Source organism: Variovorax sp. Varisp53 (assembly GCF_059491555.1).
Window position 1 is genome coordinate 6,030,868 of record NZ_CP168512.1, and the last position, 14,986, is coordinate 6,045,853.

Consider the following 14,986-nt stretch of genomic DNA (forward strand, 5'->3'; position numbering starts at 1 on the left):
GAGGGGGAAGGAGAAGCGACACGAAGTGCGCGAAGCCTGGGGGAGTGCCTAGCTCGCGCGGCAAATCTTCAGCATGTTGGTGCCGCCCGGGGCACCCATCGGTTCGCCGCAGGTGATCGCGTAGACGTCGCCGCTCTGCACGATGCCGCGCTTCTTCAGATGGGCCTCGGCCTGTTCGAGCGCGGTGTCGCGGTCGGTCTGCGAGTCCATCAGAAGCGGGCGCACGTTGCGGTACAGCGCCAGCTTGCGCTGCGTGGCCAGCCGCGAGGTCAGTGCGTACATGGGAATGTGCGCGCGGTGGCGGCTCATCCACAGCAGCGTGGCGCCCGACTCGGTCAGCGCCACGATGGCCTTGGCGCCCAGGTGGTGGGCTGTGAACAGCGCTCCCATGGCGATCGACTGGTCGATGCGGCTGTAGGTCTTGCCGCTGAAGTCGGCGTCGAGCGTCTTGTCCTCGGCCCCTTCGGCGGCTTCGCAGATGCGGCTCATCTCCTGCACGGTTTCGAGCGGATAGCGGCCCGAGGCGGTCTCGGCCGAGAGCATCACGGCGTCGGTGCCGTCGAGCACGGCGTTGGCCACGTCGCTCACTTCGGCGCGCGTGGGCACGGGGTTGGTGATCATCGACTCCATCATCTGGGTCGCGGTGATCACCACCTTGTCCATGTCGCGCGCCATGCGGATCATCTTCTTCTGCAGCGCCGGCACGGCGGCATTGCCGACTTCCACCGCGAGGTCGCCGCGCGCGACCATGATGCCGTCGCTGGCGCGCAGGATTTCCTCCAGCTTCGGAATGGCCTCGGCGCGCTCGATCTTGGCGATCATGCCGGGCTTGTGGCCGAACTCGGCCGCCGCCACGTTGCACAGCTGGCGCGCCATTTCCATGTCGGTGGCGTTCTTCGGGAAGCTCACGGCCACGTAGTCGGCCTGGAAGCTCATCGCGGTCTTGATGTCCTCCATGTCCTTGGCCGTGAGCGCGGGCGCCGTGAGGCCGCCGCCCTGCTTGTTGATGCCCTTGTTGTTCGACAGCTCGCCGCCCAGCTTGACGGTGGTGTGCACGGCCTCGCCCTTGACGGCGTCCACCGTGAGCACGATCAGGCCGTCGTTCAGCAGCAGCCTGTCGCCGGGCTTCACGTCGCGCGGCAGGTCCTTGTAGTCGAGGCCCACGGCGTCGGCGTCGCCGGGCTCGGTGCGCGAGGCATCGAGCACGAACTTGGCGCCCGGCTCCAGCCAGACCTTGCCCTGCGCGAACTTGCCGACGCGGATCTTGGGGCCCTGCAGGTCGGCCATGATGGCCACTTCGCGGCCCGTCTTGCGGGCGGCTTCGCGCACCATGGCGGCGCGGTCGATGTGGTCCTGCGCCGTGCCGTGGCTGAAGTTCAGCCGCACCACGCTGACCTTGGCCAGAATCATCTTTTCCAGCAGTTCCGGCGTGTTGGACGCCGGACCGAGCGTGGCAACGATCTTGGTGGCGTGGCGGGGGATGCGGTCCGTGCTCATGAAGGTAGTCTCCGTTTTGTATTCGCTACTGTATACACTTTGTGTGTCTGACGGAAGTCACCCTCGCGAGATTCCCCGCCGCCGGGATCAACCCGCCGCGCGCTTGGCCAGGATTTCGAAGGCCGGCAGGGTCTTGCCTTCCAGCACTTCGAGGAAGGCACCGCCGCCGGTCGAGATGTAGCCGACCTGCTTCTCGATGCCGTACTTGGCGATGGCCGCGAGCGTGTCGCCGCCGCCGGCGATCGAGAAGGCGCTGCTCTCGGCGATGGCTTGCGCGATGGCCTTGGTGCCGCCCGCGAACGCGTCGAACTCGAACACGCCCACGGGGCCGTTCCAGACGATGGTGCCGGCTTCGCGCAGCTGCGCGGCCAGGATCGCGGCGGTCTTGGGGCCGATGTCCAGGATCAGGTCGTCGTCGGCCACGTCGTTCGCGTCCTTGACGGTGGCGGCTGCATCGGCCGCGAAGGTCTTGGCCGTGACCACGTCCACCGGGATCGGCACGTCGGCGCCGCGCGCGCGCATGGCCTCGATCACCGCCTTGGCCTGGTCGACCAGGTCGGGCTCGGCCAGCGACTTGCCGATCTTCAGGCCGGCCGCCAGCATGAAGGTGTTGGCGATGCCGCCGCCGACGATCAGCTGGTCGACGTTGGCCGACAGGCTCTTGAGGATGGTGAGCTTGGTGCTGACCTTGGAACCCGCCACGATGGCCACCAGCGGACGCTTGGGCTGCGCCAGCGCCTTGCTGATGGCGTCCATCTCGGCCGCCAGCAGCGGGCCGGCCGCGGCCACCTTGGCGAACTGCGCGATGCCGTAGGTGGTGGCTTCGGCGCGGTGCGCGGTGCCGAAAGCGTCGTTCACGTAGATGTCGGTGAGCGCGGCGAGCTTGCGGGACAGCGCTTCGTCGTTCTTCTTCTCGCCCTTGTTGATGCGGCAGTTCTCGAGCAGCACGACCTGGCCGGGCTTGACGTCGACGCCGTCGACCCAGTTGGAGACCAGCGGCACCCCATTTTCGTAGGGGTGGCCGAGCAGTTCGCCCAGGCGCTTGGCGACGGGGGCCAGCGAGTCTTCGGGCTTGAACTCGCCTTCGGTCGGGCGGCCCAGGTGCGAGGTGACCATCACGGCCGCGCCGGCGTCGAGCGCCAGCTGGATGCAGGGCACGGAAGCGCGCACGCGCGTGTCTTCGGTGATGTTGCCGGCGTCGTCCTGCGGCACGTTGAGGTCGGCACGGATGAAGACGCGCTGGCCGGCGGCCTTGCCCTGTGCGCAGAGGTCGGTGAATCGAATGACGTTCATGGGTCTGGAGGAGGTGGAAGACGGGTCGGCCTGCATTGTAGATTTGGCCCCGTCGCCGCCCTGGGCGGCTGTTGCCGCGGGCCGATGCTTTTCAGGCCTTTTGCTGCGCCCTGGCGAACTGCTCGAGGATCTCGACAAAACCCGTGGCGGCCGGCGAAAGGCTGCGCCGCGCCGCGCTGTAGACGCACACCTCGCGGTGGAAATCGGGCGATTCGAGCCGCACCATCTGCAGGCCGTGCGCGCGCACCAGCGGTGCGGAGTAGGTCGGGCACACCGTGAGCCCCAGCCCCGAGGCCACCATGCCCAGCGCGGTGGTCATGTACGACACCTCCTGGGTGCCGGGGCGCAGCATGTACTCGCGCTCGGCCGGCGTCAGTTCGGGCAGCACGCGCTGGCGGAAGTCGCGCGTGGGCGCGATGAAAGTGTAGGGGCCGAGTTCGTGCCAGCGCACCTTGCGGCGCTTGGCGAAGGCGTGGTCGGGCGGGCAGATCAGCCAGTGGCGGTCGCGGAACAGGGTGCGGCGCTCGATGGCGCCGTCCACGGCCACGTCCTGGCCCACGGCCAGCTCCACGTCGCCGGCCGTCACGCCCACCAGCAGGCTCTCGGGCAGCGTGTCGGCCAGGCGCACATCGACGTCGGGGTACTGCGCGCGGTAGACCGCGATCACGCGCGGCATCAGCGTGCAGGCCATGAGCTGCGGCGCCGCAAGCCGCAACAAGCCTTTCTTCTTGTCACGAAGATCCGTGACGCCCGTCACCGCGCTCGTGAGGTCACCGAGCAGGCGATGCACCGACGGCAGGAACTCGCGCCCGGCTTCGGACAACTGCACGCTGCGGGTGTTGCGGTCGAGCAGCTGCACGCCCATCTCGCGTTCGAGTTCGCGCACCAGCACGCTGAGCGCCGACTGCGTGAGGTGCAGCTGCTGCGCCGCGGCGGTGAAGCTGCCGCTTTCGGCCACGGCGGCGAAGGCGCGCAACTGGCGCAGGGTCAGGTTCATATATATGGTTATTTCATCAATCGATGAATTAATTTCGATTGCATCATAAGACGCGGCATCGCCCAATCGGGGCTTACCGGAGACACGAGCCATGCCGACCCCACCACCCGTGCGCGGGCTGCACCACTTCGCCTGGCGCTGCCGCGACAGCGAGGAAACCCGCCGCTTCTACGAAGACCTGCTCGGCCTGCCGCTGGCCCACGTCATCAAGAGCGACCACGTGCCGAGCACGGGCGAGTACTGCCCCTACGTGCACATCTTTTTCCAGATGCGCGACGGCTCGTACATCGCCTTCTTCGATCTCGGCGACGACGTCGCCGCGCTGCCCTCGCCCAACACGCCTTCGTGGGTGAACCACATTGCGCTGCGCGTCGATTCGGTGGCCGACCTGCTGGCCGCCAAGGCGCGGCTCGAAGGCGCGGGCGTCGAGGTGCTGGGCGTGACCGACCACCACATCATCGAATCGATCTACTTCTTCGACCCCAACGGCATCCGCGTGGAGCTGACCACGCCGACCGTGCCGCAGGCCGAGATGGACGCACATGCGCTGCGCGCCCATGCGGACCTCGATGCGTGGACCGCGCGCAAGGCCGAGCTGCGTGCTGCAAGGGGTGTGTCGAATGTCTGATCTGCAACTTGCCGTCATCGACGTCAAGCCCGGCGCATCGATGGAAAGCCAGTCGGGCCTGCAGATGCTGCGCCCGCGCATCTACGGCGCCTACCGTGCGCCGCCAGGGCCGAAGAAGGTGGCGGCCATCGTGATGCACCCGACCAGCAACTTCATGGGCCACTACCTGATCGGCCCGCTGGCCGAGCGCGGCATCTGCTGCATGGGGCTGAACTCGCGCTTCGTGGGCAACGACACGGTGCTGCTGATGGAGCGCGCCATTCAAGACCTGGGCGCTGGCGTGCAGTACCTGCGCGCGGCCGGCTACGAGAAGGTGTTCCTCGTCGGCAATTCGGGCGGCGCTGCGCTCGCGAGCTTCTACCAGGCGCAGGCCGAGAAGCTCACGGCCACTCATTTGCCCGACGGCGACCCCACGCACCTGCACCCGAGCGACCTGCCGCCGGTGGACGGCATCGCGCTGTGCGCCGCGCACCTGGGCCGCACGCGGCTGATGCGCGACTGGATCGATCCGTCGGTCACCGACGAGCACGACCCGCTCTCGGTGGACCCCGAACTCGACATGTACGACGTGCGCCACCGCATGCCCTACGACAGCGACTTTCTCGCGCGTTTCAGCGCGGCGCAGAAGGCGCGGCTGGACCGCATCGAGCAGTGGGCCATCGACCGGCTCGCGCTGCTGCGCAGCACGCCGGGCGCGCCGCGCGACCAGGCCTTCGTCGTCTACCGCACGCATGCCGACCCGCGCTGCGTGGACCTGTCGCTCGACGCGAACGACCGCTTGCCCGGCAGCGTGTGGGGCGACGCGCGGCAGGTGAACTACTCGGCCAACGCGATGGGGCGCACCACCTCCCTCACGGCGTTTCTCTCGCAATGGTCGTCGCGCTCGCAGGCCGACGGACCGACCAACCTCGCGCGCACCACGGTGCCGAAGCTGCTGCTGACCTATACGGGCGACCAGTCGACCTTCCCGAGCACGCGCGACGCGTGGATGGCGGCAGGTGGATCGCGCATCCGCAACGTCGACATCGTCGGCGGCAACCACTATCTCGCGGGGCAGCCAGAGCTGATCCCGAAGGCGGCGGATGCGATCGCCGAGTTCGCGCACGCGCTCTAGAACATCATGGAAACCTTTGCATTCGCGCCGGCCTACGAGCTGCCGAGCTGGCCTTTCACGCCTCCGCCCGAACTGAACGGCACGACGGTCGTGCGGCACCCCATCGTCATCGTCGGCGCGGGGCCCTCGGGGCTGACACTCGCTTGCGACCTCGCGCAACGCGGCGTGCACGCCGTGCTGCTCGACGAGGACGACACCGTCGGCGTGCGCGGCGCATCGTCGCGCGGCATCTGCTACGCGCAGAAGAGCCTGGAGATCTTCGAGCGCCTCGGCATCTACGAGCGCATCGCGGCCAAGGGCATCACCTGGTCGTTCGGGCGCACCTTCTCGGGCGAGCAGGAGGTCTACAACTTCAACCTGCAGGCCAACAGCGTCTCCAAGCAGCCGCCGTTCATCAACCTGCAGCAGTTCTATGTCGAGTGGTTCCTGGTCGAGCGCATCCTCGAACTTGGCATGACCGATGTGCGGTGGAAGAGCCGCCTGACACGCGTCGAGCAGTTGGCCGATGGTGTGCGCCTGGACATCGAGACGCCCGCCGGCAGCTACACGATCGAGGCCGACCGGCTGATCGACGCCACCGGCGCCAACAGCCCGATCCGCACGCAGCTCGGCATCGAGGCGCACGCCTCGCGCAGCACCGACCGCTGGTGCATCAGCGACGTGCGCTTCAGAAAGCCGCTGCCGACCGAGCGCTGGACCTGGGTCGACGCACCGTTCAACGAAGGCCGCGGCGTGTGGCAGCACCTGATGGCCGACGGCGTGTGGCGCATCGATTACCAGATGCCCGAGGACTGCGACACCGCCTACATCAGCCAGCCCGAGGTGGCGGGTGCGCGGCTGCGCCAACAGCTCGGGCCGGACGTGGAGTTCGAGTTCGTGTGGATCGGTCCGTACGGCTACCGCGACCACCTGCTCGACAGCTTCCGGCACGGCCACGTGTTCTTCATCGGCGATGCGGCGCATGTGGTGAGCCCGTTCGGTGCGCGCGGCGGGAACAGCGGGATTCAAGATGCGGCCAACCTCGGCTGGAAGCTGGCGCTCGTCGCCCAGGGAAAGGCGGGCGATGCACTGCTCGACAGCTACGACGCCGAGCGGCAGCCCGCCGCGAAGCAGAACCTGCAGGTCACGAGCCGCTCGGCCCGCTTCCTCGCGCCGCGCTCGCCGGCGGAGCACACGCTGCGCCGCGCCGTGGTCACGCTGGCCGCGCGGCATCCGTTTGCGCGCGCGCTGGTGAACACCGGGCGCATGTCGGTCGCGAACGAGTACCCGGCCGCGCCGCAGTTGCCCGAGGGCGGGCGATCCGTGCAGAACCTGCCGCTGCGCTGGGCCGATGGGCGCGAGACGACGTTGATGCAGCTGCTGGCCGAGGGCACGCACTGCGTCGGCCTGTGGTTCGCGCCGACGCGCGAGCAGGCCAGTGCGGCGCTCGAGGCTGCTGCGTCGCTGCCGCTGCGCTTGCTGGCGGTGGGCGGCAACAGCGGCCTGCCCACGCTGCAGGCCGACGAGCAGCTCGCGAGCCATCTCGGCATTGGCGACACGGGCGGCTTCGTCCTCGTGCGGCCCGACGCCTACCGCGCGGCCGTGCTGGCGAAGCCGACCCCGGAAACCATCGCCGCCGCCTTGCGCATCGCGCTTGCCCACGACAACAGCAACCCATGATCACCGAGCCCCGCATGCCCGATCCCGACGGCTTCTACGCCGCATTGCTCGCGGCACACGAAGGCCGCAGCGAAGCGCAGAGCGCCGACCTCAATGCCCGCCTCGTGCTGCTGCTGGCCAACCAGTGCGCCGACCAGGACGTGCTGCTTGCCTGCATCCAGGCGGCGGCCGAAGAAGACCTCACGACAACGAACACCCCATGACCACGACCGTTTCCTTCGCTTCCGCTTCCGACACCCGCGAGCAGAAGCCCCGGCTGCAGGAGCTCGGGCCCGGCGCCTATGGCTACATCAGCGACTTCGATCCCAACTGCGGCTTCGTCGTCGGCGACGAGCACGTGGTGCTGATCGACACGCGCCCCACGCCGCGCATGGCGCGCGACTTCCTGGCCGCCATCCGCACGGTGACCGACAAGCCTATCCGCACCATCGTGCTCACCCACTACCACGCGGTGCGCGTGATGGGCGCGAGCGCCTTCGACGAGGTGCGCGAGATCGTCGCCAGCAGCGGCACGCTCTACTGGATCCACACGCGCGGCCAGGCCGACTTCGACTCGGAGGTCGGCCGCTTTCCGCGCCTGTTCGCGGGCGTCGAGGAGATACCGGGGCTGACCATCCCCACGAAGGTCTTCGATCGCGAGACCACGCTGCCGCTGGGCGGCGGCCGCGAGTTGCGGCTGATGTCCCTGGGCCGCGGCCATTCGGGCGGCGACGCGGTCGCGTGGCTGCCCGACTGCAGCGTGCTCTTTTCGGGCGACGTGGTCGAGAACCGCTGCGGCGTGTATGCGGGCGACGCCTACATCGGCGACTGGGCCGGCACTCTCGACGCGGTGGCCGCTCTGAAGCCGCGCGTGCTGGTGCCCGGCCGTGGCGCAGTGCTGCAGGACGAGGCTGCATGCGCCGAGGCCATAGCGCTCACCAAGGCATTCCTCTCGACGCTGCTCGAGAGCGTAAAGGCCGGCATCGCGGCGGGCGAGACGCTCAAGGGCTGCTTCGCCCGCGCCGAGGCGGCGATGACGCCGCGCTTCGGCGACTGGCCCGTGTTCCAGCACGTGCTGCCCTTCGACGTTTCGCGCGCCTACGACGAGCTGCGCGGCATCGAGCACCCGGTGGTGTGGACCGCCGAACGCGACCGCGAGCTGTGGCAGGTCCTGCGCGGCGAGTGAGCTGAACCGATTCCAAAACGAGCAACGGAGACAAGAGACGATGAAGCGATTTTTTCTTCCCCTGCTGGCTGCGGCCTTCGCGCTGGCCACCGGCCTCGCATCGGCGCAGCCGGCTGCCTACCCCACCCAGCCGATCAAATGGATCGTGCCCTACGTGGCCGGCGGAGGCACCGACAACCTCGCGCGCACGCTGGCCGAGGCGATGCAGCCTTCGCTCGGGCAGCCGCTCATCATCGACAACCGGCCGGGCGCCTCCACCAACATCGGCGTGGGCGTGATGATGCAGGCCAAGCCCGACGGCTACACCATCATGCAGGCCGAGAACGCGGCGCTGCTCTTCAACGAGCACATGTTCGCCAAGCTGCCCTACAAGCCCGCGAGCGACTTCACCTACATCGGCACGATCGGCCGCTTCCCGGTCGCCCTGGTGGTGCACCCCGACTTTCCCGCGAAGAATGTGGCCGAGTTCGTGCGCTACGTGAAGGCCAACCCCGAGAAGGTGAGCTACGCCTCGCCCGGCAACGGCTCGCCACACCACATGGCGATGGAACTCTTCAAGCAGAAGGCCGGCCTGAGCATCACGCACGTGCCGTACAAGGGCGCGGCGCCGGCCATGACCGACGTGATGGGCGGCCAGGTGCCGACGATGATGCTGGACCTGGCCTCGGGCCTGCCGATCATCAAGTCGGGCAAGGTGCGCGTGCTGGCCATCGCGCTGCCGCAACGCGCGGGCGCCCTGCCGGACGTGCCGACCTTCGTCGAGGCCGGCTTCCCCGACGTCAACGCCTACGCCTTCCACGGCCTGATCGGCCCGGCCGGCATGCCGACAGAGGCCGTGGCGCGGCTCAACGCCGAGCTGCACAAGGCGATGAAGGCGCCGAAGGTGGTGAAGCTGTTCGCGGACTTCGGCTTCGAGGCACTGCCGGGGACGCCGCAGGATTTCTACAAGCTCTCGCGGGCCGAGAGCGAGCGCTGGGGCAACATCATCAAGACCGCAGGCGTGAAGCTCGACTAGCCGCCTACCAGCCCAAGCCCAAGTGCAGCGGCAGATAAACCGCCATACCCGCGAGCATCGTGCCGAGCACGCCGCGCCGCCAGTAGAAGTACGCCGCGCCGACCACCGCCGCGTACAGACGGGCGTCGTGCAGCGTGGTGATCAGGTGGCCCTGCGTCATGACGATCTCGGGTGCGATCACGCCCGCGAGCGCAGCGGCCGGCGCGTAGTGCAGCGCGCGGTGCGCCCAATCGGGCAGGCCCCAGGGCCGGTCGAGGATGAAGAAGAAGCAGCGCGTGAGCACGGTGACGAGCGCAAGCCCGACGATCACGCCCAGGGTCCACCAGTCCGTGGTCGCGCTCACTTGTCGTCCTCCGCCGTGGGGTCGAGGCCGAACTGCTTTTCGAGCCAGAAGCACAGCAGCACGGCCACGCCGATGGCGACCACGATGTTGAGCTTCAGCGGCAGCGCATAGGCCGCCACGGCCGTGGCGCCGGCGATCAGCCCGGCCAGCACGCGCAGCCGCGTGGTCGCCATCGAACAGACGATGGCCACCAGGCTCAGCACGCCCGCGAAGCCCAGGCCCCATTTCTGCGGAATGAAGTTGGCCAGCGCCACGCCCAGCAGGCTCATGCCCATCCAGGCGCACCAGGTGACGAAGTAGTTACCGGTGAGGTAAGCCTCCTGGGCTTCCTGCTCGGCGATGGTCAGCGGCGGCTTCGGGTACTTCTTGGTGAAGAGCGCGTAGCTCATGTCCGCCGTGAGGTAGCCGTGCAGCATGCGGCGCCAGCGCGGCATGTGCATGAGGTAGGGGCGCAGGTGCAGGCTGAACACCACGAAGCGCAGGTTGACGCAGAAGCCCGTGGCCAGGATCACCCAGGCCGGCGCGCCCGCGAACAGCAGCGGAATGGCCGCGAGCTGCGAGCTGCCCGCGTAGACCAGCAGGGTCATCGCCACGGCCTCGAGCACGCTCATGTTCGACTTGACCATGGCCACGCCGGTCATCAGCCCCCAGGCGCCGATGCCGAGCGCCACCGGAGACATGTCGCGCATGCCGATGCGGAATTCCGGGCGGCCGCGGATGCTTTGCGAGAGAAACATCAGCCGAACACCTGCCCGGGCTTCAGGTCGAAGCCGCGCAGGAAATCGGCCACGGCGAGGCGCTTGCCGCCCGGTCGCTGGAGTTCGGTGACGACGACGACCGAATCGGCAGCCGCCGCCACGGCCACGCCGGCATCGGTGACGGCGAGGATCGTGCCCGGCGCGGCCGATGCCGTGGGGGACGGCATCGCATGGGCCGCCCAGAGCTTGATGGTTTCGCCATCGAGCGGGCTGTTGGCGCCGGGAAAGGGGTCGAAGGCGCGCACGCGGCGCACGATGGCGTCGGCCGGCTGGGCCCAGTCGATCAGCGCCTCGTGCTTCTCGACCTTGCTGGCGTAGGTGACGCCTTCGGCCGGCTGTGGTGTGCGGACGAGCTCGCCGATATTCGCAAGCGCCTCGACGATCATCCTTCCGCCCAGTTCGGCCAGCCGGTCGTGCAGGCGGGCGGTGTTGTCGTCGCCGATGTCGACGGCCTCGCGCAGCAGCATGTCGCCGGTGTCGAGCCCGGCGTCCATCTGCATGATGGTGATGCCGGTCTGCGCGTCGCCGGCCTCGATGGCGCGGTGGATCGGCGCGGCAGCAGGCTCGCATGGATGTTGAGGCAGCCGTGCACCGGAAGGTCGAGCACCCACTGGGGCAGGATCAGGCCGTAGGCCGCGACCACCATCACGTCGGGCCTGGCGGCCAGCAGGGTCTCGCGCGCGGCCGAGGCCTCGTCGGGGTACTTGCCATCGAGCCGCAGGCTGCGCGGCTGGGCCACGGGCCAATTGTTGGCGACAGCGCATTGCTTGACGGGCGACGCCTGCAGCTTCATGCCGCGGCCGGCGGGCCGGTCGGGCTGGCTCATCACCAGCACCACGTCATGGCCGGCGGCGGCAATGGCCTCCAGCGCGACGCGCGCGAACTCGGGCGTGCCCGCGAAAACGACTCTGAGGCGGCTCAATCGCGGATCCGATCGAGCTCGAGATCGTCCCCCGTGTGATAGCGCCGGACCACGCCGGTCGGATCGATGTAGATGTACAGCATGCGGCGCTCGTTCACGGCCTTGTAGCGCCAGGTCCAGACGACACCGTCGAAGGAGCTGACGCGGGTGATTTCATAGGGGCGGCCGTAGAAGGCCACCACATCGTTCTGGCGCCACTGGCCGACCTTGATGTCCTGGCCGAAGCGCGACTCGCTGAGCACCTGCGTCACCGAGACCACCTTGCCCGAGGCGTCGACATCGATGTCGGTCACCTCGAAGCCGGCCGGCAGGCGCGAGTACTGCAGCCGCTCGCCGCCGCCCGTCAGAGGGTAGCGGCCCGTGGGCGCGCCCAGGCGCTGCAGGGTGTCGGCGGCCGTGGCGCCCGGCTGGACGCGCGTGGGTTCGTTGGCGCAGCCGGCAAGCCCCAGGGCGGCGACGGCGACGACCGCCATCGCGGCAAGGGAACCGAAACCGCGTGCGCGCATGGGATCAGGCCCGTTCGCGCAGGTCTTCGCGCTGCTGCTTGAGCAGCTTGCTCTTGATTCGGTTGCGCTTCAGGGGGGAAAGGTACTCGACGAACACCTTGCCCAGCAGGTGGTCGAGTTCGTGCTGGATGCACACGGCCAGCAGGCCGTCGGCCTCGATGGTGCGCGACTCGCCGTTCTCGTCGAGCGCCTGCACCTTCACCGAGGTGGAACGCATCACGCCGTCGTAGATGCCGGGCACCGAGAGGCAGCCCTCTTCGTTCAGCACCTTCTCGTCGCTGGCCCAGGTGATCTCGGGGTTGATCAGCACGATCGGCTGGTTGCGCTCCTCGGAAATGTCGATGACGACGACGCGCTCGTGCACGTCGATCTGGGTCGCGGCCAGGCCGATGCCGCTGGCGTCGTACATGGTTTCCAGCATGTCGGCGACCAGGGCCTTGACGCGCGCGTCGACACCTTGCACCGGCTTGGCCACCGTGTGCAGGCGTTTGTCCGGGTAACTCAGAATGATTCGTTTGGCCATGAAATCGGGGGAAAGTTGTGGCTATTTTCGCCAATTCCGCGACTCAAGGCGCCGCAGGGGCCCGAAATCGTTGCCCTCCAAAGGGCTTCAGCGCAGAATTCGTAGCAAATTGTGAGATTCGTATGCGCCGCGCTACTGCGGGCGCTCACCCATCCAGACATGAAAAAGCTCAGACTCACCGAACGCCAGCGCCCCTCCCTCCTCGCCACGCTGACAGCCCTGGCGGTCATCGGCAGTTGCGGCGCCACGACAGCCTGGGCCCAGAACTACCCCGTCACCCCGCAGCAGCGCGCCACGGCGCAGCAGACCGCCCAGGCCGGCGTGCCGCTGAGCGAACTGTCGCCCAAGGCGCCGGACGAATACACCGTCAAGCCCGGCGACACGCTCTGGGCCATCTCGCGCCTCTACCTGCTGCGCCCCTGGCGCTGGCCGGAGCTGTGGGGCATGAACATCAATGAAATCGCCAACCCGCACCGGATCTATCCGGGCCAGGTGCTCTACCTGGACAAGAGCGGCGGCCGCGCCCGCCTGACCACCCGCCGCGGCGGCTTCAGCGGCGACGGCGGAACCATCAAGCTGTCACCCCGCACCCGTTTCGACTCGCTGGCCGGCATGGCATTGCCCACGCTCAACCCGAGCATCATCGAGCCCTTCCTCAGCGAGCCCATCGTGGTGGACGCCGGCACGCTGGAAAGCGCGCCGCGCATCGTCGCGGGCAACGACAGCCGCGTGCTGTTGTCGCGCGGCGACCGGGCCTATGCCCGCGGCAGCGCCGAAGCGCCGCTGGTCGAGGTGCCGGGACCGGTGCAGAACTTCCGGATCTTCCGCAACGCCACGCCGCTGAAGGACCCGGGCACGGGCGAAATCCTCGGCTACGAGGCGCAGTACCTGGGCAAGGCCCGACTGCAGCGCGGCGAGTCGACCACGGTCGAGACGGTGGAAGACAAGGACGTCATCACGGTGGTGCCCGCCAGCATCGACATCGTCGCGTCGCGCGAGGAAATGCGCGCCGGCGACCGCCTGCTGCCCGAGCCGCCGCGCCAGCTGCTGAGCTACGCGCCGCGCGCGCCCTCCACCCAGGTGGACGGCCGCATCGTGTCGGTCTATGGCAACGCGGTGCAGTTCGCGGCGCAGAACCAGGTGGTGGCCATCAACAAGGGCACGCGCGACGGCATCGACAACGGCCACGTGCTGGCCATCCTGAAGAACGGCGAAACCATCCTCGACCGCACCGGCGCCCGCAAGGAAACCATCAAGCTGCCGAACGAACGCATCGGCCTCCTGATGGTGTTCCGCACCTTCGAGAAGGTGTCCTACGCGCTGGTGCTCGAAATCAACGACACTCCGCGCGCCGGCGACTTCCTCGTCAACCCCTGACCAGCGACCCCGGCTTCATTCCTCGCACACTCGTTTGGAACGCGCAGAACTCGCAGGCTGGCTGCGGCTTTCATTGACGCCCGGCATCGGTGACGGTGCCGCACGCCGTTTGCTCGCGGCCTTCGGGCTGCCCGACGGCATCTTTGCGCAGCCCCCTGCCGCGCTGCGCGAGGTCGTCTCCTCGGCACAGGCCGAAGCGCTGCTGCAGCCGCCTCCCGGCCTGCAGGCACAGATCGACCAGACCTGGCAATGGCTGCAGGCGGCCGATGGCGGCGTCTCGCGCCGCATCGTGACGCTGGGCGACAGCGGTTATCCGGCCTCGCTGCTCGAAATGGCCGACCCGCCGCTGATGCTCTACGTGCTCGGCGCCGCGGACTTCGACCTCACGCAACTCGGCCACAGCATCGCCGTCGTGGGCAGCCGCAATCCAACGCCGCAGGGCGCCACCAACGCGCGCAGCTTCGCGCGGGCGCTGGGCGAGGCGGGGCTGCCCGTGGTGTCGGGCCTCGCGCTGGGCGTCGACGGCGCGGCGCACCAGGGCGCGCTCGATGCGACCGGCGATGTGCCACGGCTCGCAACCGTGGCCGTGGTGGGCACGGGGCTCGACCGCGTCTACCCCGCGCGGCATCGCGACCTGGCGCACCGCATCACGCTGCAGGGGCTGATCGTGAGCGAGCTGCCGCTGGGCACGCCGCCGCTCACGCAGAATTTTCCGAAGCGCAACCGGCTCATCGCCGGGCTGGCACGCGGCACGCTGGTGGTCGAGGCGGCGCTGCAGTCGGGCTCGCTGATCACGGCGCGGCTCACGTCGGAGCAGGGCAAGGAAGTGTTCGCCATCCCGGGCTCGATCCATTCGCCGCAATCGCGCGGCTGCCATGCGCTGATCCGACAGGGCGCGAAGCTCGTGGAATCGGTCAACGACATTCTCGAAGAGCTGCCGCCCCTGCAGCCGCGAGCGGCGGCGGCGCCCACGTCCGGAAACGGAAGCACGGCTGCCGTCGCCACCGACGAAGACCCGCTTCTGGAAGCCCTCGGCCACGACCCGGTGAGCCTCGATGCCCTCAGCGCACGCACCGGCTGGAGTGCCGCGGCACTGCAGGCGAAGATGCTCGAACTCGAGCTGGACGGCCATATCGCACGCCTGCCCGGCGGGCTCTTCCAGAGAACGGCCATCGGCTGAATCCCAGGC

The 14,986-nt window shown here is 68.7% G+C and carries 15 protein-coding genes and 1 pseudogene; 8 read left to right on the plus strand and 8 right to left on the minus strand.

Going from position 1 to position 14,986, the window contains the following annotated elements:
- Positions 1-48 precede the first annotated feature (48 nt).
- The 3 genes from pyk to ACEOAB_RS28415 all read right to left on the minus strand — a co-directional run bounded on the left by pyk (position 49) and on the right by ACEOAB_RS28415 (position 3,787).
- Positions 49-1,497: a pyruvate kinase gene (gene pyk / locus ACEOAB_RS28405; protein WP_007829060.1), complete on the minus strand. Its 1,449-nt coding sequence runs from the start codon at positions 1,495-1,497 to the stop codon at positions 49-51.
- An 87-nt stretch (positions 1,498-1,584) separates the two neighbouring features.
- Positions 1,585-2,790 carry a phosphoglycerate kinase gene (locus ACEOAB_RS28410; protein ID WP_413749536.1) on the minus strand — a complete coding sequence of 402 codons (1,206 nt, stop codon included), beginning with the start codon at positions 2,788-2,790 and terminating at the stop codon, positions 1,585-1,587.
- Between the two features lie 91 nt (positions 2,791-2,881).
- The gene (locus ACEOAB_RS28415; RefSeq protein ID WP_413749535.1) at positions 2,882-3,787 is read right to left on the minus strand and encodes a LysR family transcriptional regulator; all 906 of its coding nucleotides are present in this window, start codon (positions 3,785-3,787) and stop codon (positions 2,882-2,884) included.
- A 91-nt stretch (positions 3,788-3,878) separates the two neighbouring features.
- Here ACEOAB_RS28415 and ACEOAB_RS28420 point away from each other — a divergent pair, with 91 nt between their 5' ends.
- Genes ACEOAB_RS28420 through ACEOAB_RS28445 form a run of 6 tightly spaced genes read left to right on the plus strand, consistent with a single transcriptional unit; the run spans position 3,879 to position 9,368 of the window.
- The gene (locus ACEOAB_RS28420; RefSeq protein ID WP_056592947.1) at positions 3,879-4,415 is read left to right on the plus strand and encodes a VOC family protein; all 537 of its coding nucleotides are present in this window, start codon (positions 3,879-3,881) and stop codon (positions 4,413-4,415) included.
- Positions 4,408-5,529 carry an alpha/beta hydrolase family protein gene (locus ACEOAB_RS28425; protein WP_413749534.1) on the plus strand — a complete coding sequence of 374 codons (1,122 nt, stop codon included), beginning with the start codon at positions 4,408-4,410 and terminating at the stop codon, positions 5,527-5,529. Before ACEOAB_RS28420 ends, ACEOAB_RS28425 begins: the two co-directional genes overlap by 8 nt.
- 6 nt (positions 5,530-5,535) lie before the next feature.
- Positions 5,536-7,188 (plus strand): FAD-dependent monooxygenase, encoded by a 1,653-nt coding sequence (locus ACEOAB_RS28430; protein WP_495653277.1) that lies wholly within the window; start codon positions 5,536-5,538, stop codon positions 7,186-7,188.
- A complete protein-coding gene (locus ACEOAB_RS28435; RefSeq protein WP_413751516.1) occupies positions 7,185-7,391 on the plus strand; it encodes a DUF2783 domain-containing protein in 207 nt (68 codons plus the stop codon). The genes ACEOAB_RS28430 and ACEOAB_RS28435 overlap by 4 nt, the downstream gene beginning before the upstream one ends.
- Positions 7,388-8,353, plus strand: coding sequence for an MBL fold metallo-hydrolase (locus ACEOAB_RS28440; protein WP_495653278.1), 966 nt, complete (start codon positions 7,388-7,390; stop codon positions 8,351-8,353). The genes ACEOAB_RS28435 and ACEOAB_RS28440 overlap by 4 nt, the downstream gene beginning before the upstream one ends.
- 40 nt (positions 8,354-8,393) lie before the next feature.
- Positions 8,394-9,368 carry a Bug family tripartite tricarboxylate transporter substrate binding protein gene (locus tag ACEOAB_RS28445; protein ID WP_413751059.1) on the plus strand — a complete coding sequence of 325 codons (975 nt, stop codon included), beginning with the start codon at positions 8,394-8,396 and terminating at the stop codon, positions 9,366-9,368.
- A gap of 4 nt (positions 9,369-9,372) precedes the next feature.
- On the opposite strand, the gene ACEOAB_RS28450 is transcribed toward ACEOAB_RS28445, so the two are convergent.
- From ACEOAB_RS28450 to def, 5 genes and pseudogenes are all read right to left on the minus strand, one after another.
- The gene (locus ACEOAB_RS28450) at positions 9,373-9,711 is read right to left on the minus strand and encodes an AzlD domain-containing protein (RefSeq protein ID WP_007829076.1); all 339 of its coding nucleotides are present in this window, start codon (positions 9,709-9,711) and stop codon (positions 9,373-9,375) included.
- A complete protein-coding gene (locus tag ACEOAB_RS28455; protein WP_413751058.1) occupies positions 9,708-10,448 on the minus strand; it encodes an AzlC family ABC transporter permease in 741 nt (246 codons plus the stop codon). The genes ACEOAB_RS28450 and ACEOAB_RS28455 overlap by 4 nt, the downstream gene beginning before the upstream one ends.
- Positions 10,448-11,391: pseudogene (gene fmt, locus ACEOAB_RS28460) on the minus strand (methionyl-tRNA formyltransferase). The gene ACEOAB_RS28455 and the pseudogene fmt overlap by 1 nt, the downstream one beginning before the upstream one ends.
- Entirely contained in the window at positions 11,388-11,897 is a 510-nt protein-coding gene (locus tag ACEOAB_RS28465) for a hypothetical protein (RefSeq protein WP_495653279.1), read from the minus strand. The pseudogene fmt and the gene ACEOAB_RS28465 overlap by 4 nt, the downstream one beginning before the upstream one ends.
- Before the next feature lie 4 nt (positions 11,898-11,901).
- Positions 11,902-12,420, minus strand: a complete 519-nt coding sequence (gene def, locus ACEOAB_RS28470; RefSeq protein WP_413749454.1) for a peptide deformylase — start codon at positions 12,418-12,420, stop codon at positions 11,902-11,904.
- Between the two features lie 159 nt (positions 12,421-12,579).
- Between def and ACEOAB_RS28475 the strand changes: the two genes are divergently transcribed.
- Positions 12,580-13,797, plus strand: coding sequence for a LysM peptidoglycan-binding domain-containing protein (locus tag ACEOAB_RS28475; RefSeq protein ID WP_007829086.1), 1,218 nt, complete (start codon positions 12,580-12,582; stop codon positions 13,795-13,797).
- 34 nt (positions 13,798-13,831) lie between these two features.
- Positions 13,832-14,977, plus strand: a complete 1,146-nt coding sequence (gene dprA, locus ACEOAB_RS28480; RefSeq protein WP_413749455.1) for a DNA-processing protein DprA — start codon at positions 13,832-13,834, stop codon at positions 14,975-14,977.
- Positions 14,978-14,986: the final 9 nt, after the last annotated feature.